The organism is Pseudomonas sp. GWSMS-1 (assembly GCF_049847425.1).
Lineage (GTDB): Bacteria > Pseudomonadota > Gammaproteobacteria > Pseudomonadales > Pseudomonadaceae > Aquipseudomonas.
This window is the reverse complement of record NZ_JBMHHV010000005.1, coordinates 2,732,692-2,750,212: the sequence shown is the minus strand read 5'-3', so window position 1 is coordinate 2,750,212 and position 17,521 is coordinate 2,732,692. Positions and strand designations below refer to the sequence as shown.

At 60.6% G+C, this 17,521-nt stretch carries 16 protein-coding genes and 1 pseudogene; 15 read left to right on the top strand and 2 right to left on the bottom strand.

What is annotated here, in order from left to right:
* Positions 1-2: 2 nt before the first annotated feature.
* Both ACEPAJ_RS16630 and ACEPAJ_RS16625 read right to left on the bottom strand, forming a co-directional pair.
* A complete protein-coding gene (locus tag ACEPAJ_RS16630) occupies positions 3-1,907 on the bottom strand; it encodes a DUF1302 domain-containing protein (RefSeq protein ID WP_425916293.1) in 1,905 nt (634 codons plus the stop codon).
* 384 nt (positions 1,908-2,291) lie between these two features.
* The gene (locus tag ACEPAJ_RS16625; protein WP_425916291.1) at positions 2,292-3,326 is read right to left on the bottom strand and encodes an AraC family transcriptional regulator; all 1,035 of its coding nucleotides are present in this window, start codon (positions 3,324-3,326) and stop codon (positions 2,292-2,294) included.
* 149 nt (positions 3,327-3,475) lie between these two features.
* Here ACEPAJ_RS16625 and ACEPAJ_RS16620 point away from each other — a divergent pair, with 149 nt between their 5' ends.
* From ACEPAJ_RS16620 to trbL, 15 genes and pseudogenes are all read left to right on the top strand, one after another.
* Positions 3,476-4,510, top strand: a complete 1,035-nt coding sequence (locus ACEPAJ_RS16620) for a 2Fe-2S iron-sulfur cluster-binding protein (protein ID WP_425916289.1) — start codon at positions 3,476-3,478, stop codon at positions 4,508-4,510.
* Positions 4,461-5,705, top strand: a complete 1,245-nt coding sequence (locus ACEPAJ_RS16615; RefSeq protein WP_425916287.1) for an alkane 1-monooxygenase — start codon at positions 4,461-4,463, stop codon at positions 5,703-5,705. The genes ACEPAJ_RS16620 and ACEPAJ_RS16615 overlap by 50 nt, the downstream gene beginning before the upstream one ends.
* Positions 5,706-5,862: 157 nt before the next feature.
* Entirely contained in the window at positions 5,863-6,051 is a 189-nt protein-coding gene (locus ACEPAJ_RS16610) for a hypothetical protein (protein WP_425916286.1), read from the top strand.
* A gap of 34 nt (positions 6,052-6,085) precedes the next feature.
* Positions 6,086-7,011 (top strand): annotated as a pseudogene (locus tag ACEPAJ_RS16605) (IS5 family transposase).
* 196 nt (positions 7,012-7,207) lie between these two features.
* Complete coding sequence (locus tag ACEPAJ_RS16600) at positions 7,208-8,104, top strand: LysR family transcriptional regulator (protein WP_425916284.1); 897 nt, start codon at positions 7,208-7,210, stop codon at positions 8,102-8,104.
* A gap of 43 nt (positions 8,105-8,147) precedes the next feature.
* The gene (locus ACEPAJ_RS16595) at positions 8,148-8,411 is read left to right on the top strand and encodes an EexN family lipoprotein (protein ID WP_425916282.1); all 264 of its coding nucleotides are present in this window, start codon (positions 8,148-8,150) and stop codon (positions 8,409-8,411) included.
* 218 nt (positions 8,412-8,629) lie between these two features.
* A complete protein-coding gene (locus ACEPAJ_RS16590) occupies positions 8,630-10,627 on the top strand; it encodes a conjugal transfer protein TraG (protein WP_425916280.1) in 1,998 nt (665 codons plus the stop codon).
* Positions 10,624-11,085 carry a CopG family transcriptional regulator gene (locus ACEPAJ_RS16585; RefSeq protein WP_425916278.1) on the top strand — a complete coding sequence of 154 codons (462 nt, stop codon included), beginning with the start codon at positions 10,624-10,626 and terminating at the stop codon, positions 11,083-11,085. Before ACEPAJ_RS16590 ends, ACEPAJ_RS16585 begins: the two co-directional genes overlap by 4 nt.
* Positions 11,082-12,110, top strand: a complete 1,029-nt coding sequence (trbB, locus tag ACEPAJ_RS16580; RefSeq protein WP_425916276.1) for a P-type conjugative transfer ATPase TrbB — start codon at positions 11,082-11,084, stop codon at positions 12,108-12,110. The genes ACEPAJ_RS16585 and trbB overlap by 4 nt, the downstream gene beginning before the upstream one ends.
* A complete protein-coding gene (locus ACEPAJ_RS16575) occupies positions 12,107-12,490 on the top strand; it encodes a TrbC/VirB2 family protein (protein WP_425916274.1) in 384 nt (127 codons plus the stop codon). The genes trbB and ACEPAJ_RS16575 overlap by 4 nt, the downstream gene beginning before the upstream one ends.
* Complete coding sequence (locus tag ACEPAJ_RS16570) at positions 12,487-12,756, top strand: VirB3 family type IV secretion system protein (RefSeq protein WP_425916272.1); 270 nt, start codon at positions 12,487-12,489, stop codon at positions 12,754-12,756. The genes ACEPAJ_RS16575 and ACEPAJ_RS16570 overlap by 4 nt, the downstream gene beginning before the upstream one ends.
* 15 nt (positions 12,757-12,771) lie before the next feature.
* Entirely contained in the window at positions 12,772-15,222 is a 2,451-nt protein-coding gene (gene trbE / locus ACEPAJ_RS16565; RefSeq protein WP_425916270.1) for a conjugal transfer protein TrbE, read from the top strand.
* Positions 15,219-15,956 (top strand): P-type conjugative transfer protein TrbJ, encoded by a 738-nt coding sequence (gene trbJ / locus ACEPAJ_RS16560; RefSeq protein WP_425916268.1) that lies wholly within the window; start codon positions 15,219-15,221, stop codon positions 15,954-15,956. Before trbE ends, trbJ begins: the two co-directional genes overlap by 4 nt.
* 11 nt (positions 15,957-15,967) lie before the next feature.
* The gene (locus tag ACEPAJ_RS16555; protein ID WP_425916266.1) at positions 15,968-16,285 is read left to right on the top strand and encodes a hypothetical protein; all 318 of its coding nucleotides are present in this window, start codon (positions 15,968-15,970) and stop codon (positions 16,283-16,285) included.
* Positions 16,282-17,517: a P-type conjugative transfer protein TrbL gene (gene trbL / locus ACEPAJ_RS16550; RefSeq protein WP_425916264.1), complete on the top strand. Its 1,236-nt coding sequence runs from the start codon at positions 16,282-16,284 to the stop codon at positions 17,515-17,517. The genes ACEPAJ_RS16555 and trbL overlap by 4 nt, the downstream gene beginning before the upstream one ends.
* Positions 17,518-17,521: the final 4 nt, after the last annotated feature.

The following is a 17,521-nucleotide window of genomic DNA, read 5'->3' as shown; positions in this document are numbered from 1 at the left end:
GCTTAGAAGCTCATGCCGAAGCTGAGCGCCAGGAAATCGCGGTCAACCGAGGTGTTGTAGTCACCGCCGAAGAAATCCGTATAGGACAGGCTGGCGCTGTAGGTGCTCCGGTAGTCAGCATCCAGAGCCAGACTGATGGCTTTGGCCCCCTCAGTGAACAGGCCGTTGGGGCCATTGCCGTCGACGTCATGCGAGAAGGCCACGCTCGGCTTGAGGTTCACTCCGGCGAACACGTCGTTGTAGTCCCAGATGGCGCGAGTGCGGTAACCCCAAGCCGTGCTGGTGACGAAGCCGTCATCGTTGCAATGCGTGCTGGCATTGGCCAAAGCCGGTGTGCCGGCGAAGGTTCCTGCGTTGATCGCAGTGCAACTCGGCAGCCCCCCGGTCAAGTAACCCGGCAATTCGCCTGGACCAAACACCGCGTCGCGGCCATACCGCGCCTCGGAGGTTTTTTCCAGACCGCCGACATGTACCACACCGACTTCGCCGATTAGGGTCACGCGCGCGGCTCCCATCACCTGATCGAGGAAGTGGACAAAGGTGGTTTGGAACTGGGTGATTTCCTTGCGGTTGTAACCATGAATGGTACTGCCGGGAATCGAGGTAGGGTCGCCGCCCAGTAGTGAGTACTGACTGAACGAGGGATCGAATTGCGCCAGGCCGCGAACCGGTGCGAAGGTCACATCGGTGGAGTTGAGCTGTACCGGAGCATTTGGTCGGTAGCTGATCTCGCCAGACCATGCGGTGCCGGTAGGCAGACTGGTGGCGAAGCTCAGGCCATACAGGCGGATGTCTTCTGGATACTCCATGAAGTACTGGCTGCCGCCGGCCACATTGGCGATGGCTATTCCTGGCACGCCACCTGGAACCCCGGGGACATTGCCCAGCACCGCGTTGAGGGACTCCAGATACTCAGCCTGACCTGCTGCTTTGGTACTGTAGAACGGCGTGCGGCTGTGATAGTTCATGGCATAAGCGCCGAACTCGGTATCCAGCGGCTCGAAGGTATAACGCAGCGCCAGACCCCATTGCCCATCGTCGCGTGCGTCGCGATCACCGGCGCGTGGCACGATTACGCCTTCCGATGTTGCTTGGTAACCGAGCGCATTGCCGAAGGGGGCCAATGCTGGTGTCAGAACATTCAGATTGCCGTCGCAACCATCGGCCACATTGTCGAACTGAGCGAAGAAGGTTCCGCAGTTGTCGACGACAGTCTGATCCCACTCCAACTGGTAGAAGACCTCGGCGGACAGGTTCTCGGTCAGGCTCTGCGAGACATAGAACATGTTTACCGGAATCAGGCCTTCCTTGATCTCCGCACCCGGTCGGCGGAAGGCCGCCGCGTCGATTGGGTTGATCGAGTTGATCGAGTTGAGGATGAAGGTGCTCTCGCCCCAGCTCACAACCTGCTTACCTAAGCGTACGGAACCAGGTTGCTCGCCGATGAAGTAATTGTGGTAGACGAAGGCGTCGAGAAACTGTGCGCCGGACGCCTGAGCGGCCTCCTTGCGGTTGTGGTCGTCGATATCCTTGAATAGGCGCTGCTCATCCTTCAGTTCGAAGTCGTACCAATACTTGCCACGGATGAAGACACCGCTATCACCGTATCTCAGTTCGAGATCGTGGATGCCCTTGAAGATTTTGGAGAAGGTTTCGCCCTTTTTGAAGTTCAGACGGCCGTCGTCGGATGCCTGCAACAATCCCTTGCCGCCGTTGTGGCCGCCGATCAGCTCTGGATCGGCACCGCGCATCGACCAACTGGCTCCGACGGAAAGCGAGGAATCGAACTGGCCCTCAATCTCGCCAATGTTGAAGGTTACTGCTTGTACTCCGCTTGAGAGACCCAGTGCGATTGCTGCCGCTAGTGCATGCGGTCGAAAACACGCGCGCCTTGTTATTGTAATCATGCGCTACCCCTGTGTGTGGTGGTTGATCGCCGGCAAAGGTAATCAATCGTCACGGGGCGGGTAACGGATGAAAGAGTGATCCTTAGGCTCATACTTTGTAATGAGTCTGTGGGCTTGTTGCGGTTTTTAAGGGTCCAGAACTACAGGCGGCCATAGGCTCTGTAGCTTGTCACGCGCGCGCGCGTGTGGATTGGTAGCAGTGGGTAGGTGCTGCTGGATTAGCTTCTCTCGGAGTATGAGAGTCCAGCGTTAGCTGCTGTGCGGGTGGCTGACTTGAGGGGCTTGTGGGCCTGGGTTGGCCTCTGATGGGCTCAGGATAATGGGGTGTCGTCCATGTTTTAGCATAGGTTGCGAGTGTCTGCCGGGGTGGGTGTAGTCCGTCGTTTATTCTGTTGCTTTACCTGCTGTGCTGGGTAGGTGCCTGAGATAATGAGAGGGAGGCGTGCCTGTCCACCGTTTGAAGGCTCTACGGAAGTTTGCGAGATCTGTGTAGCCCAATGTATAGGCGATCTCCCCCATCGTTAAATGGCCAGCTTTGAGATGTTCAACCGCCAGTGTATGGCGTACCTCCTCGAGGATCTCTTTGAAGGACGTGCCCTCTTCAAGTAGTCGGCGATGGAGGGTGCGTGGAGTTAGGTGGAACAGCCGTGCGGTCACGTTCAGGCTTGGGAAGCCGTGTTGTTTCTCCAGCATTATCCTTCGCACGCCTGCGCTTGTTGATGTTTTGGCTGCCAGTTTTCCCAGTTCTTGCTGACAGATTTTTTCGGCCTCTCGGAAGGCTGCCGGGTCGGCCATTTTGAGAGGTTGTTCAAGTAACTCGGTGTCCAGAATGAAGCCAGCCCAGCTCTGTCCATAGGCTACTTCGCAACCGAACATGTCGATTGCCAGGTTGGCGTAAGTTGGCTCTGGGAAGGGAAAACTGGCCAGTCGAGGCCGAGCGCAACCCAAGGTGATTGCGTCGAAAATGTTCTTTACCGCCAGCATGACTGCTTCAAGCAGCATTCGCTCGCAGGCACCCAGAGTGAAGTTTGCACGGAAGCGGAGGTGCTCTAGCTGGGTTGCCTCGTCGTGCTCGTGTTCAAGGTCAAACAGGGTGGTGCGTAACGCTAGATAGCGCTGTACCAATTGAATGGCCTGGCTAAGCGATTCGCTCTGCTGCGCAGCGAAACCGAGAATTCCATGGGTGTTGATAACCAGCCGCTCGCCCAGTAACAAACCGAGCGCGGGTTCGTCGGTCAGTATCAAGGCATCTTCAGTTAGTTGGCGGAACACGTCGAAGCTGGGTTGGAAGCTAGCTTCGTTTATCTGGCTCAGGGTCAGTTGGCTGCGTGCTAGCCAATCTTCTGGATTTACGCCAAAGACCCGAACCAGCTCGGCGATTTGCCGTAAGTACTGCACAGGCAAGACGAAGTTGAGCATAGCTATCCCTCCTCGCGATAATTCAGTACTGCGTAAATTGTCAATAAATGACCCGTCTTTGTCAATGCGGAACCTCTTGCTCGCCCCAGGTCGTCGCTAGGATGTAAGCGTCCGCAGTTCCTACTCCAACAATGATTCCCGGAGGGCACATGTTTTCATTTTTCGCCAAGCGCAAGGCTTCAGCAGCGCTTATCAATGGTATCGGGGTAGATGTAAGGCCAGGTGAAACCCTGCTGCATGCAGCTCTGCGCCAAGGCATTGATTTCCCCCATAGCTGCCGTGTGGGCGGTTGCGCCAGTTGCAAGTGCAAGCTGATAGCGGGTCAGGTGAAGGAATTGACTGAAACCGGCTACATCCTCAGTGACGAGGAGCTGGATGCCGGCTACATCCTGGCCTGCCAGAGCGTTCCCAAGGGTGAGGTGAGCATTGAGGTGGATCTTACGGCCTCTCAAGCCCGGCGACGTGTCTGGGGTAAGGTGGTGGCGCAAGACAGGCTCACGCACGACATCACTCGGCTGGTTATTCAGCTAGAGGAGAGCCTGCCTTACAAGGCGGGGCAGTACGCGGATCTATGTCTCGACGCTCTGCCGCAGTATGCCCGTAGTTTTTCTTTTGCGAGTAGGCCGCAGCCTGATGGCAAGGTGTCCTTCTTCATCCGCAGGGTGCAAGGCGGCCGTGTAACAAGCGTAATCAACGATCAGTTGCTGCTTGGGCAGGGTGCGATGGTTGAGGGGCCTGTGGGTGACTTCTATTTGCGCCCGAGCACTGCACCTCTGCTGTTGGTGGCAGGTGGTAGTGGGCTGGCGCCAATCCTGGCTCTTCTCGAAGAGGCTCTTGCCTTAGGGGCTCAGCGCTCGGTCACTTTGCTGTTCGGTGCTCGCGAAGAGCGTGACCTATATGCGCTTGAGGAAATTAGTGCTCTGGCTGCCCAGTGGCATGCTTCGTTCCGCTTCGTACCGGTTCTCTCTGGCGAAACAAGTGACTCCAGCTGGCAAGGTGCCAGAGGGCTCGTCACTGAACTCATCCCCACGTTTCTGGAGGTTGGTGCTCACGCCTACTTATGTGGCCCTCCCGTGATGATCGATAGCGCGGTGTTGATGTTGCGTGGTTCTGCGGTGGCCCATGAGCACATCCATGCCGATCGCTTCACCACTCATCATGACCCGCTGGCGGCTACTGCCTGATATTCCTTTAACAACAAGAGAGACGACTATGAACGCGCTGCATTACCTGAAGTACTTTCTCTTTCATATGGTTGGCTTAGTGTCTGCCGCCGCTATCTTGGCCGGTGGTGCTTGGATAACAATCGGTCTGATGGCCGTGGTGTTCTTTTACGTCATTGGCGATGCCATTGCAGGGGATGACACCAGCACGCCTAATTTCAAACACCCCGTAATCCTGACTGTTCAGTTGTGGCTGGCTCTACCGTTATTGGCGCTTATTATTTTTTCGGCGGTATGGAGCGTTAGCAGTGGCGACTTCATGGGCTTCGGTGCGGCCCTAAGTCGCTTAACCGGCTACGACCTTATCGCTGCCCGTGACGCCACCTTCGCCGGCCATTACGTGTCTACGTGGGCTCTGGCGTGGCTGATGATCGGTATGACCGGCACTATTCCTGCGCATGAATTAACTCATCGCACTTGGGATCCTGTCTCGATGCTGATTGGTCGCTGGTTGCTGGCGTTTAGCTTCGACACAGTGTTTTCGATTGAGCACGTTTACGGCCATCACCGCTACGTCTCGACCATCGAGGACCCGGCTACAGCCCCGCGTGGTCGTAATGTTTACTGGCATGTTGTGACTTCGACTATTAAGGGCAATATCAGCGCTTGGGCAATCGAGAGCAAACGCTTAATGCGTAAAGGGCAGAGTCGCTTCGGTTGGCACAATGCGGTTATTCGTGGTCACTTGATGAGTATTGTTTTGGTCGCTATTGCCTATGCCATTGGGGGTGTGGGCGCAGCACTATTCTTTATCGCCTGTGCGCTCGCGGGTAAAGCGTTGCTGGAGATTGTCAACTATATGGAGCACTACGGCATGGTGCGCAACCCGGCCACACCTGTGCAGCCGCGCCATTCTTGGAATACAAACAAACGCATCAGCTCTTGGGCCATGTTTAACTTGACCCGCCATTCCCATCACCATGCTCAAGGCGAAGTTCCTTATCAAGATCTCAGGCCGTTTCCGGATGCGCCGATGATGGTGGGTGGCTATCTAACCACTATCATCGCTGCCATGATTCCGCCGCTGTGGCATAAACTGATGACTCCGAAGGTTTTGGCTTGGGATCGAGACTATGCAAGTGCAGAAGAACGTGTGCTGGCTCGTGAGGCAAATAAGCGAAGTGGCGTTCAAGAGCTAATGGCGGCAAATAAATAGAGCCATATATCTAGAATAAGCATAGTTGTAAGGTATGAGTGAGTCCCGAAGCCTTTGGGACTCACTCCTTACATTCTCCAGTCTGGATTTAAAGCTACACAGATTTGATGGTTTTCTAGTGCTGCTCAGGATGCTCGTCTGAGGCTGTCGGTTTCTCATGGAAATATACCGTTTGATGATTCATATCAGAACGAAAATAAATGAAGGGCTAATGGGGGTTGTTGGTAAGGCTCCATTTGGTTTGCTTGCGGTATTTATTGGGTTTTCCTTTGCCAATATTGCAATGGCAAAGGTTTCTGTAGATGAGGCTGCTAAGGAAACCCTGAAGAAGACTTTCCGTTTCTGATGAAATAAGCCGCACCAGTTGCCCGAGTTTCCCGATGAAGCAGATGACCTTCGCCGACGCCGAGTACGCCGGCAAGCGCAAGCAGACCCGCAAGGAGCTGTTCCTGATCGAGATGGATCAGGTGGTGCCGTGGTAAGGCTTGATCACTTTGATTGAGCCTTACTACCCCAAGGATGAAGGCACCCGTTCGGCCTATCCGTTGATGGTCATACGGCTTGTGCATCTGTTGCAGAACTGGTTCGGCTACAGCGATCCGGCGATGTAGGACGTGCTGTACGAGACCACCATCCTTAACTTCCGTCGCCTGCTGGAGAAGCACGAGTTGGCGGCTGGGATTCTGGGCGTGATCAATGGTTACCTATGTGACCGTGGTCTGTCATTGCGCCAGGGCACCATCGTCGATGCACGCTGATCCACGCGCCGAGTTCGACCAAGAGCCAGGACGGTAAGCGTGACCCGGAAATGCATCAGACGAAGAAGGGTAACGAGTATTACTGCGGAGCCAAAGTGCACATTGGTGCCGACGATGAATCGGGCCTAGTGCACAGCGTAGTGGTCACAGCGGCCGATGTCGAGGATATCACCCAGGTCGACAAGCTACTGCATGGTGAGGAAAACGTGATGTGTGCCGATGCCTGTTATACCGGGGTCGGAAAACGCCTCGAGCATGCAGGCCGCCAGGTCATCTGGCAGGTTGCAGCCCGCCGCAGTAGCTACAAGAAACATGGCAAGCGCAGCGCCTTGTACAAAGCGATCCGCAAGATCGAGAAAGCCAAGGCGCAGATGCGCGCCAAGGTCGAACATCCATTTCGAGTAATCAAGCGTCAGTTCGGTTACACCAAGGTGCGCTTCCGCGGCCTGGCCAAGAATACGGCGCAGATGGTCACATTATTCGCCCTGTCGAACCTGTGGATGGCGCGCCGACATTTGCTGACGAATTCAGGAGAGGTGCGCCTGTAATGCGGGAAATGGCTGCTGCGAGGTGCTGCGGCAGCCGTAAAGCATGAAGTAAGCGACGAGTCTGATCATATTTTGACCAGCCTTCGTTTTTGAAATCGCTGATGGCGAAGTGGCCCGGAAGTGTCGGGCTACTTTAGACCATCCCTAGCCGTATGGATACACGGCCTGATTACGCGCCGAAAGAGAGGATGGTTCAATGGAACTTCGACATCTTCGCTGCTTCCTTGCTGTTGCTGAGGAGCTGCACTTCGCACGTGCTGCTGAGCGGTTGCATATCGAACAATCGCCTCTATCTCGTGCAATCAAGGAGCTTGAAGAGGAGTTGGGCACACAGCTTTTCCTGCGAACTACGCGCAGTACAAGGCTCACGCATGCTGGGCGACAGTTTCTGGAGCATGTGCCGCGCGTATTCACTTCACTTCAACAGGCGAGGGACAGTGTGAAGGCGGCTGCCAATGGGTTTCGCGGTCAGCTCCGGATGGCTCTCTCGGACGGGATCTCGCCGTCGCGCTTCTCCTCTTTCCTTGCGCTCTGCCGGCAAGAAGAGCCGGAAGTCGAGATTCGGCTGTTTGAAGTGTCGTTGGCTCAGCAGATCAAGGGGCTGCACGACGATCTGTATGACGCCGGGTTTGCTCAGTCGGATGAGGTCGGGGATGGCATCGTTGCTACTCCGGCTTGGAGTGATCCTTTGATAGTGGCAGTGCCGGAGCGCCATCCCATCCTGTCCTACAAGCGAATTCCGTTGGAAGAGCTGCTGCGTTATCCGCTGGTGCTGTGTGATCCACAGGCCTGCGAGGGGCATGCGCGCCAAGTCGAGCGTTTCTTGCGCCAAGCCGGAACGGAACCGCTGGTCGCGGAACAGGTGGCTTCCTGCGACCTGATGATGGCGCTCGTGGCTGCGGGGTTCGCCCTAGGATTGGCGGGAGAGTCGAATATCGCAGCTTGCCGAGAATCGGGGGTGGTCGGTCGACCTCTGGCGGGGTGTTGTCCGGTACTTACCACTTATTTGTTGCGCTCGACACGCGAACCATCGGTGACGTTGGCTCGTTTTATCGAACGGGTACAAACCATCGAGTCATCGGAGAACGTCTAGTCCATACCACCCAGTCAGACCGGTAACGTGGAGGAGTCGAGCTATGAAGAAGGTCATACCGTTTCTATGTGTACTGGCACTCACAGCCTGCGACCAGCCCGGACCACCGGCACCGTCGGGGTTGCACTCGGTTGACGAACTCGCGGCCGATCCAGAGCGGCTGAAAGAGCTCCGCCAGCAGTGCAAGCTCGATCGCGCCAGGCTGGGTGACGAGCTGTGCAATCGTGTCGCCGAAGCTACGCGAAAACGCTTCTATGGCGATGGGGAAGTGCCCTATACGCCACCTCAAGAACCGCCTAAGTTCTGATCTTGGGCGATCCGCGAGAACCGTCCACTTGTTCGCCCGGCACGACGAAATACGCTCGTTCGTGCTGTGGTTTCTCGCCATTCGCTCTTGTATGAATTGATGCGCTCCAGTCCAACTTTGTCCCGATAAAGGTCTTTGACCGGCACTGCCCCGGCACCGAATCTCGACCACGCAGCCAGCTTTTTGCTGCTTTCACGGGAGAAATCGGGAGCCGGGCAATGCAAGGGACGAACGTGCTGTTCGGGCAGATCGCCGCCGTATTCGGCATCGTGATTGCCGGCGTGTGGAGCGCCACACAATGGACAGCCGCTGCCCTGGGCTATCAGGCACGCCTGGGCTCGCAGTGGTTTGACTGCTTTGGCATGCCGGTTTATCACCCCTGGCGGTTGTTCGAGTGGTGGTTCTTCTTCGGCGCTTATGCACCGCAGGTTTTCGATATTGGCGGGGCCATTGCTGGCGCAAGCGGCATGGTCGCCGTGGGCGTTGCCATAACCATGTCGGTCTGGCGCGCACGCCAATCGCGTCTGGTCACGACCTATGGCTCGGCGCGCTGGGCCGAGGCCGACGATATCCACAAGGCGGGACTGGACCGGCCCGCGGGTGTCTTCCTCGGGCTGCATGACGACCAGTACCTGCGCCACGAAGGGCCGGAGCATGTACTAGCCTTCGCGCCGACTCGTTCCGGCAAGGGCGTCGGCCTGGTGGTCCCCACGCTGCTGAGCTGGCCAGCCTCGGCGGTCATCCACGACATCAAGGGCGAGAACTGGAACCTAACTGCCGGTTGGCGCTCGCGTTTTTCCCACTGCCTGCTGTTCAATCCCACCGATCCGCATTCGGCTGCCTATAACCCGCTGCTGGAGGTACGCCGTGGGGCGCATGAGGTGCGCGATGTGCAGAATATCGCGGACATCCTGGTGGACCCGGAAGGCGCGCTGGAGCGCCGCAACCATTGGGAGAAGACCTCGCACGCGCTGCTGGTCGGCGCCATCCTGCACGTGCTCTACGCGGGCGAGGACAAGACGTTACGCGGCGTCGCCAACTTTCTGAGCGACCCTGAGTGTCCATTCGAGGTGGCGCTGCACCGAATGATGACGACGCGGCATCTCGGTGACGGGACGCATCCGGTGGTCGCGTCCGCCGCCCGCGAAGTGCTCAACAAGAGCGACAACGAGCGCTCGGGGGTGTTGAGCACCGCCATGTCGTTCTTAGGCTTGTACCGCGACCCGACGGTGGCCGAGGTCACCTCGCGCTGCGACTGGCGCATCGCCGACCTGATCGCCGCCGCGCATCCAGTGTCGCTGTACCTGGTGGTGCCGCCTTCGGACATCAGCCGCACCAAGCCACTGATCCGCCTGATTCTTAACCAGATCGGCCGGCGCCTGACCGAATCGCTCGACGGCAGCGACGGCGTGGAGCGCCGCCACAAACTGCTGTTGATGCTCGACGAATTCCCCGCGTTGGGGCGGCTGGACTTCTTCGAGTCGGCCCTGGCGTTCATGGCGGGCTACGGCCTGCGTGCGTTCTTGATCTCGCAGTCGCTTAATCAGATCGACAAGGCCTACGGGCAGAACCATTCCATCCTCGACAACTGCCATGTGCGAGTGACCTTCGCCACCAACGACGAGCGCACGGCCAAGCGTATTTCCGAGACGCTGGGTACCGCGACGGAACTGCGTGCGCAGCGCAACTACGCGGGTCATCGGCTCGCGCCGTGGCTGGGGCATCTGATGGTGTCGCGTCAGGAAACCGCTCGGCCGCTACTGACGCCAGGGGAGGTGATGCAGCTACCACCCGACGAGGCCGTGGTGATGGTGTCGAGCGTTGCGCCGATCAGGGCCCGAAAGCTGCGCTACTACAGCGATGCCAACTTCAAGCGGCGCGTGCTGCCGCCGCCGACTCTCGCAGCCGGACGTTACGCCGATGCACCGCCGGTGCGTGCAGATGATTGGAGCGGTCTGGCTGTTCTCGTAGCGCCGATGACTGCGGGGCTCAGCTTTGACTCGGCGGCCATCTCCGCTGACGAAGGCGGCCCGCGCCGCCAGCCCGAATTATCCGAGACCGTCACCTACAGCCCCGAGCAAGAGTGGGCATACAGCGACTTGGCGTTGCTCGATGACGATGACCTGCAGCCCGTTCTCCCTCGCCAGTTCGACCCTGCCATGCAGCGTGTCGCCCGGCAGGCTGCTCTCGACCCCGACGACGGAATCCAGTTATGAGCCAGTACCGCCTCAATCTGTTCATCCAGCCCGAACATGCCCGCCGCTTGGACGAGCTGGCCGCCAAGAAGGGCGTATCCAAGTCCTCTATCGTCGCGGCGGCCCTGGCTTCCTGGCTGTCGGCGGATGCAGGCGACCAGCGCGAGGCGGCCATTGGCAAGCGACTGGATCGCCTGTCGCGGCAGTTCGAGCGTCTGGAGCGCGACCAGGCCATCGAGATCGAGACGTTGGCGCTGTTCGTCCGCTACTTCCTGACCGTCAGCCCCCCGGTGCCTGAGGCACATCAAGAAGCGGCCAAGGCCCAAGGCAAGGCGCGCTTCGAACAGTTCGTCGAGCAGCTCGGTCGCCACTTGCTGCGCGGGCGCAGCCTGGTACGCGACGTAGTGGAGGAACTGCATCCGGACAATCTGCGCATGGATGAAACCGCGTTGGGCGAAGCGCGGGAGCGTGTTTCATGAGCTCCGTGCCGCAGCCTTTCAGTGCGACCTCGTTGGATCGGCGCATCCGCATGCTGCGCACGGCGATGGGGCCGATTATCGCTGCCGCGCTCGAAGATCCGGACGTGGTGGAGATCATGCTTAACCCCGACCGCACGCTGTGGGTGGATCGCCTGTCGTCGGGGCGTGCGCCGCTGGGTGCGGAGCTGTCCGAGGCGGACGGAGAACGCATCATTCGTCTAGTCGCCGCACATGTTGGCGCGGAGGTGCATCGTGGCCAGCCGCTGCTGAGTGCCGAGCTGCCGGAAACCGGTGAGCGCTTCGAGGGCATTCTGCCGCCGGCGGCACCTGGCCCGGCCTTCGCCTTGCGCAAGCGCGCCGTGGGTGTCATTCCATTGGAGCGTTACGTGGCCGACGGGATGATGACCGCTATGCAGGCTGGGTTCTTGCGCGGCGCAGTGCGCGAGCGGCAGAACATTCTGATTGCCGGCGGCACTAGCACCGGCAAGACCACGCTTGCCAATGCCTTGCTCGCCGAGATCGCGGTGACCGGCGACCGCGTGCTGGTACTCGAAGACACCATCGAACTGCAATGCGCCGCACGCGACCACGTGCCGCTGCGCACTCGCGCGGGCGTGGTCACCATGCGTGAGCTAGTGCGCGCCACGATGCGGCTGCGCCCTGACCGCGTGGTTGTTGGCGAAGTGCGCGGTGGCGAGGCACTGGATCTCATCAAGGTGTGGGGCACCGGCCATCCGGGCGGGATCGCCACCATCCATGCCGGCTCAGCCTTAGGCGCGCTGTTGCGCCTAGAGCAGTTGGTGCTCGAAGTGGCCGTGAATCCGCCGCGCGCGTTGATCGCCGAGGCGGTCAACGTGGTGATCTTCATCGCCGGCCGCGGCCGCCTGCGCCGTATCGAGAGCATCGCCCGCGTTGTCGGCTTCGACGACGCGGGCTATCGCCTGGCGGATGTGTTGGGAGAGCCGCTTGCCGATCAACTCACGCCATTTTTCCTGTCCTCGACCACGCCTGGAGAACTGCCATGACGCCAACACGCGCCCCTGTTTCCCGCTTTTACGCAATTCCGGCTTCGTGCCGCGTGCGCCTGTGCCATCTGGCTGGGGCTGTGCGGCGAGACCTGTTGCTGGCCTTCGTCATGCTGATGACAGCAGGCACGGCGAGGGCGGCCGGTTCCTCGATGCCCTGGGAGGGTCCGCTCGAATCCATTCTCGAGTCGATCCAGGGGCCAGTCGCGCGCATCGTGGCCGTCATTATCATCATCTCCACGGGCCTTACGCTGGCGTTCGGCGACACGTCAGGCGGCTTTCGCAAGCTGATCCAGATTGTCTTCGGGCTGAGCATCGCCTTCGCGGCCTCCTCATTCTTCCTGTCGTTCTTCAGTTTTTCTGGAGGGGCGGTCGTATGAGCGCGGGAATCGACCTGCCGGGCTTTGAGGTGCCGCTGCACCGCTCGCTGACCGAGCCGATTCTGCTCGGTGGTGCGCCGCGCACCGTGGCCATCGCCAACGGCACGTTGGCCGCCGCTGTTGGGCTTGGCCTGCAACTCTGGCTTCCGGGCCTGGTGCTGTGGCTGGTCGGCCATGCGCTGGCGGTATGGGGCGCGCGCCTCGATCCGCAATTCATGCAGGTATTTGCCAGACACCTCAAACACAAACCGCTGCTGGACGTGTGAAAGGAGATTGCTGCGATGTTGCATCTTGCCGAATACCGCCAGCGACCGGCCTTACTCGCCGACTGGCTACCGTGGGCCGGTTTGGTCGCGCCCGGTGTCGTATTGAACAAGGACGGTTCGTTCCAGCGCACGGTGCGCTTCCGTGGTCCCGACCTCGATAGCGCGACGCAAGGCGAGTTGGTGGCCATCACTGCACGGCTGAACAACGCGTTGCGTCGACTCGGCGCTGGCTGGGCGTTGTTCATTGAGGCTGAGCGTCGGGCGGCGGCGGGTTATCCGCACTCGGACTTTCCCGAGCCGCTGTCCTGGTTGGTGGACGAGGAACGGCGTGCGGCATTCGAGGAGTCCGGCAACCACTTCGAGAGTGGCTACCACCTCACGCTGCAATACCTGCCGCCAGAAGAGTCACACGCTCGCGCGGCGAAGCTGCTCTATGAGAATGCTTCGACGGTCGGTGTGGACTGGCGCGAGCGCCTCACGGCCTTCACCGCCGAGAGCGAGCGAATTTTCGATCTGCTCGATGGCGTGCTGCCGGAGATCGATTGGCTCGGCGACGGCGAAACGCTGAGCTACCTGCATGCGACCGTTTCGACTAGGCACTATGGCATTGAGGTTCCAGAAGTGCCGTTCCACCTCGACACGCTGCTGGCTGACATGCCACTGCTCGGTGGTCTGGCACCGATGTTGGGCAATGCGCACTTGCGCGTAGTCACGGTGCGCGGTTTCCCGACCTCAACCTGGCCGGGAATTCTGGACGACCTCAACCGGTTGGGCTTCGCCTACCGCTGGAGCACGCGTTTCCTGTGCCTGGACAAGGCCGAGGCGGAAAAGGAGCTCGGTCGCCTGCGCCGCCAGTGGTTCGCCAAGCGCAAGAGCGTCCTGGCGTTGCTGCGTGAAACTCTGTTCCAGCAGGAAAGCCCGCTGGTTGATACCGATGCCAGCAACAAGGCGGCCGATGCGGATGCCGCTCTGCAGGCGCTGGGCAGTGACCAGGTCGCCTTCGGCTTCGTTACGGCGACCGTAACGGTGCTTGATGTCGACGCCGACAGAGCTGACGAGAAGTTGCGCGGGGTGGAGCGCGTTATTCAGGGCCGGGGTTTCGTGACTATTCCGGAAACCCTCAATTCGGTGGAAGCGTGGCTGTCCTCGGTGCCGGGCAACACCTACGCCAACGTGCGCCAGCCCATCGTCTCGACGCTGAACCTCGCGCACTTGATGCCTGTGTCGGCTGTATGGGCCGGGCCGGAGAAAAATGCCCATCTCGACGGGCCGCCACTGATCGTCACCCGTACCGAGGGTGCAACGCCGTTCCGGCTGGTGACGCACCTCGGCGACGTTGGCCATACCCTGGTCGTCGGCCCGACTGGTATGGGCAAGTCCGTCCTGCTCGCCACACTGGTGCTGCAGTTTCGTCGCTACCCCGGCTCTCGGATCTTCGCCTTCGACATGGGCGGCTCGATGCGGGCGACGGTGCTCGGCTTGGGCGGTGAACATTACGACCTAGGCGCCGATGGCGCGATTGCCTTCCAGCCGCTCGCGCTCATCGACCAGGAGGGCTATCGCAGCTGGGCGGCCGAGTGGGTCGAAGGGCGCCTGTTGCACGAGGGCTTGGCCGTTGGCCCCGACGAGAGGGCCGCGATCTGGTCCGCGCTCGGCAGCCTCGCTGGCGCACCGGCCGAGCAGCGCACACTCACCGGCCTATCGGTGTTGCTGCAATCGAACGTGCTGCGCCAGGCGCTGGCACCCTATGTGCTTGGCGGGGCGCACGGCAAGTTGCTCGACTCTGACCTCGACTATCTGGGCCTGGCCGATGTGCAGTGCTTCGAGATGGAGGAGCTGATGCACAGCAAGGCGGCGGTGCTGGCCGTGCTGGGCTACCTGTTCGCGCGCTTGGAGGAGCGCTTCGACGGCGCGCCGACGCTGTTGATCCTCGACGAGTCCTGGCTGTTCCTCGACGACCCGGCGTTCGCCGCGCGCATTCGCCAGTGGCTCAAGACGCTGCGCAAGAAGAATGTCAGCGTGATCTTCGCCACGCAGTCGCTCGCCGACATCAAGGATTCGACCATCGCCCCGGCGATCATCGAAAGCTGCGCGAGCCGCATCTTCCTGCCCAACCCGCAGGCCAGCGAGCCGCAAATCCGCGCGATCTACGAGAGCTTTGGGCTCAGCGGGCGGCAGATTGAGATCGTTACCACCGCGCAGCCCAAGCGCGATTACTACTACCAGTCCCGTGCGGGCAACCGCCTGTTCGATCTCGACTTGGGCCCCATCGCGCTCGCGTTCACGGGTGTCTCGACGCCCCAAGATCAGCGCGCCATCGACGGCGTGTTGGGCGATGCCGGTGTGCCGGGCTTCGCCGCTGCCTGGCTGCGCCATCGCGGCCTCGACTGGGCGGCCGAGCTGCTGCCGTCTTCGCCCTGTGTCGTGTCGTCCCGCGCGGTTCAACTTCAGGAGGTTTCGCCATGAAAGCCCATGCGCTGTCCTTATTCCTCGCCATCCAGATGTCCGCAGCGTTACTGGTGGTGCAGCCTGCGGCTGCATTAACCGTGATCGATCCGGCGAACCTCGTGCAGAACACCCTGACGGCGATCCGCACGCTGGAGCAGATCAACAACCAGGTGCAGCAACTGCAGAACGAGGCGCAGATGCTCAGCAACCAGGCGCGCAACCTGGCTAGCCTCGACTTCAGTGTCGTCAACCAGCTTCGCGCGTCGCTGGCCAGGAGCGAGCAACTGATCGCCGAGGCGCAAGGGCTTGCCTATGACGTGCAGAACCTCGACAGCGAGTTTGCACGCCTGTACCCGGCGGAGTACGCCGCCACCGTCAGCGGCGACCAGATGTACCGCGATGCCCGCGAGCGCTGGGCGCACACACTCGATGGCCTGCACACCGCGATGCGCATGCAGGCGCAGGTGTCGCGAAACCTGAGCGAGGATGAAAGTGCGCTGACTGACCTGGTGGGCCAGAGTCAGTCGGCCACCGGCGCGCTGCAGGCCATGCAGGCGACCAACCAGTTGCTGGCCCTGCAGGCCAAGCAGTCCATCCAGGCGCAGCAGCTCCAGCTCACCCAGGACCGTGCGGCGTCGCTGGAGCTGGCGCGACAGGCGGCGGCCAGCGAGCGCGCCCGCGAAGTACGGCGGCGCTTCTTGGGCGAGGGCACGCCGTATACGCCGCAGTCTGTCCAGTTCTACGGGAACTGACGGAGGCCGCCATGCGCTATGTCCTCGTGTTGTCGGTTGTGCTGCTGGCGGGCTGCGACCAGCCGTCCAGCGAAGGCCTGGCCGCAGATCCTGTGCGGCTCAAGGCGCTGCGCAGCCAGTGCGCGGCGGATTGGAAGGGCATGGGCGAGGGTGACTGCAGGGCGGCCGCCGAGGCGTACCGGCGCCGTTTCTTCGACGGTCAGAGCGGCCCGGATGAATACCTCACTGCTGAGGAACTGCCGTCGATTCCACCGACTTTCGACAGCCCCGTCCACGATGAGGCCGGGCGCGCTACGTCGGCTGCCTTTGCCTCGGAGACCACGCCATGAATGACGTAACGATCATCGACCGGTTCCTCGACACGTTTTCGCGCTACATCGACTCAGGTTTCGGGCTGCTGCAAGGCGAGGTCGCTTTCCTCACCGCCACGCTGATCGCCATCGACATGACGTTCGCCGGGCTCTACTGGGCGCTTGGCCATGCCACCGGCCAGGGTGAAGACGTGATGGCGAAGCTTATCCGCAAGGTGCTCTACGTCGGTGCTTTCGCTTACATCATCGGTAACTTTAATTGGCTGGCCAGCATCGTCTTTCGCTCCTTTGCTGGGCTAGGTCTGACGGCGACCGGTGCGCTCAGCATGCAGACGTTTCTGCAGCCGGGACGGTTGGCGAAAACCGGCATCGACGCCGGCGCACCGATCTTGGCGCAGATCGGCGAGATGACCGGCTTCCCCGAGGTGTTCGTCAACCTCGATCCCATCGTTATTTTGTTCCTGGCCTACCTGGTGGTCATCGTCTGCTTCTTCGTGCTGGCGATACAGCTGTTCATCACCCTGATCGAGTTCAAGCTGACCACGCTCGCGGGGTTCGTACTGGTGCCATTCGCGTTGTGGAACAAGACCGCGTTCCTTGCCGAAAAGGTGTTGGGCAACGTGGTGTCCTCCGGCGTCAAGGTGCTGGTGCTAGCGGTGATCGTGGGCATCGGCACGGGGTTGTTTGCCGAATTTCAGGTACACCCCAACGAGCCGTCTATCGACCACGCGCTAGTGCTCATGCTGGCGTCGCTGGCGTTGCTTGCTCTGGGCATCTTCGGGCCGGGCATTGCCACAGGGCTGATTTCCGGTGGCCCTCAGCTGGGGGCGGGGGCGATGGCCGGTGCCGCGCTCGGTGCTGCGGGCATGGCGGTCGCCGCTGGCGCTGCCGCAACCGGCGTGGGTGCTGCGGTCGCCGCTGGAGCACGCATGGCGCCGGCCGCGAAACTAGCTGCCGGGGTGCGCTCGCTCAAGGGCCAGTTTGCCGGAGGAGGAGGAGGAGGAGGAGGAGGAGGAGGAGGAGGAGGAGGAGGAGGAGGAGGAGGAGGAGCTTCCTCAGGAGGCGGCGAGGCCGCCTCAGGCAACGCGTCCCCCGTTGCCGCGGATGTCAAGGCACAACCTGCATGGGCCAAGCGCCTGCAGCGACGCCAGCAGATCAGCCATGCCGCCACCACTGTCGCGCACACGTTGCGCGGTGGCGATGGCGGCGGTTCGGGCAGTGGCCCGAACTTGCGGGATTCGGACTCATAAAGGA

Bases quoted from the DNA above. Each gene is read 5' to 3' on its own strand.
- ACEPAJ_RS16600 (WP_425916284.1), top strand. From the start codon at position 7,208: ATGGAACTTCGACATCTTCGCTGCTTCCTTGCTGTTGCTGAGGAGCTG.
- ACEPAJ_RS16590 (WP_425916280.1), top strand. From the start codon at position 8,630: ATGCAAGGGACGAACGTGCTGTTCGGGCAGATCGCCGCCGTATTCGGC.
- ACEPAJ_RS16630 (WP_425916293.1), bottom strand. From the start codon at position 1,907: ATGATTACAATAACAAGGCGCGCGTGTTTTCGACCGCATGCACTAGCG.
- ACEPAJ_RS16615 (WP_425916287.1), top strand. From the start codon at position 4,461: ATGCCGATCGCTTCACCACTCATCATGACCCGCTGGCGGCTACTGCCT.
- trbL (WP_425916264.1), top strand. From the start codon at position 16,282: ATGAATGACGTAACGATCATCGACCGGTTCCTCGACACGTTTTCGCGC.
- ACEPAJ_RS16610 (WP_425916286.1), top strand. From the start codon at position 5,863: ATGGAAATATACCGTTTGATGATTCATATCAGAACGAAAATAAATGAA.
- ACEPAJ_RS16575 (WP_425916274.1), top strand. From the start codon at position 12,107: ATGACGCCAACACGCGCCCCTGTTTCCCGCTTTTACGCAATTCCGGCT.
- trbB (WP_425916276.1), top strand. From the start codon at position 11,082: ATGAGCTCCGTGCCGCAGCCTTTCAGTGCGACCTCGTTGGATCGGCGC.
- ACEPAJ_RS16620 (WP_425916289.1), top strand. From the start codon at position 3,476: ATGTTTTCATTTTTCGCCAAGCGCAAGGCTTCAGCAGCGCTTATCAAT.
- ACEPAJ_RS16595 (WP_425916282.1), top strand. From the start codon at position 8,148: ATGAAGAAGGTCATACCGTTTCTATGTGTACTGGCACTCACAGCCTGC.
- ACEPAJ_RS16625 (WP_425916291.1), bottom strand. From the start codon at position 3,326: ATGCTCAACTTCGTCTTGCCTGTGCAGTACTTACGGCAAATCGCCGAG.
- ACEPAJ_RS16570 (WP_425916272.1), top strand. From the start codon at position 12,487: ATGAGCGCGGGAATCGACCTGCCGGGCTTTGAGGTGCCGCTGCACCGC.
- ACEPAJ_RS16555 (WP_425916266.1), top strand. From the start codon at position 15,968: ATGCGCTATGTCCTCGTGTTGTCGGTTGTGCTGCTGGCGGGCTGCGAC.
- trbJ (WP_425916268.1), top strand. From the start codon at position 15,219: ATGAAAGCCCATGCGCTGTCCTTATTCCTCGCCATCCAGATGTCCGCA.
- trbE (WP_425916270.1), top strand. From the start codon at position 12,772: ATGTTGCATCTTGCCGAATACCGCCAGCGACCGGCCTTACTCGCCGAC.
- ACEPAJ_RS16585 (WP_425916278.1), top strand. From the start codon at position 10,624: ATGAGCCAGTACCGCCTCAATCTGTTCATCCAGCCCGAACATGCCCGC.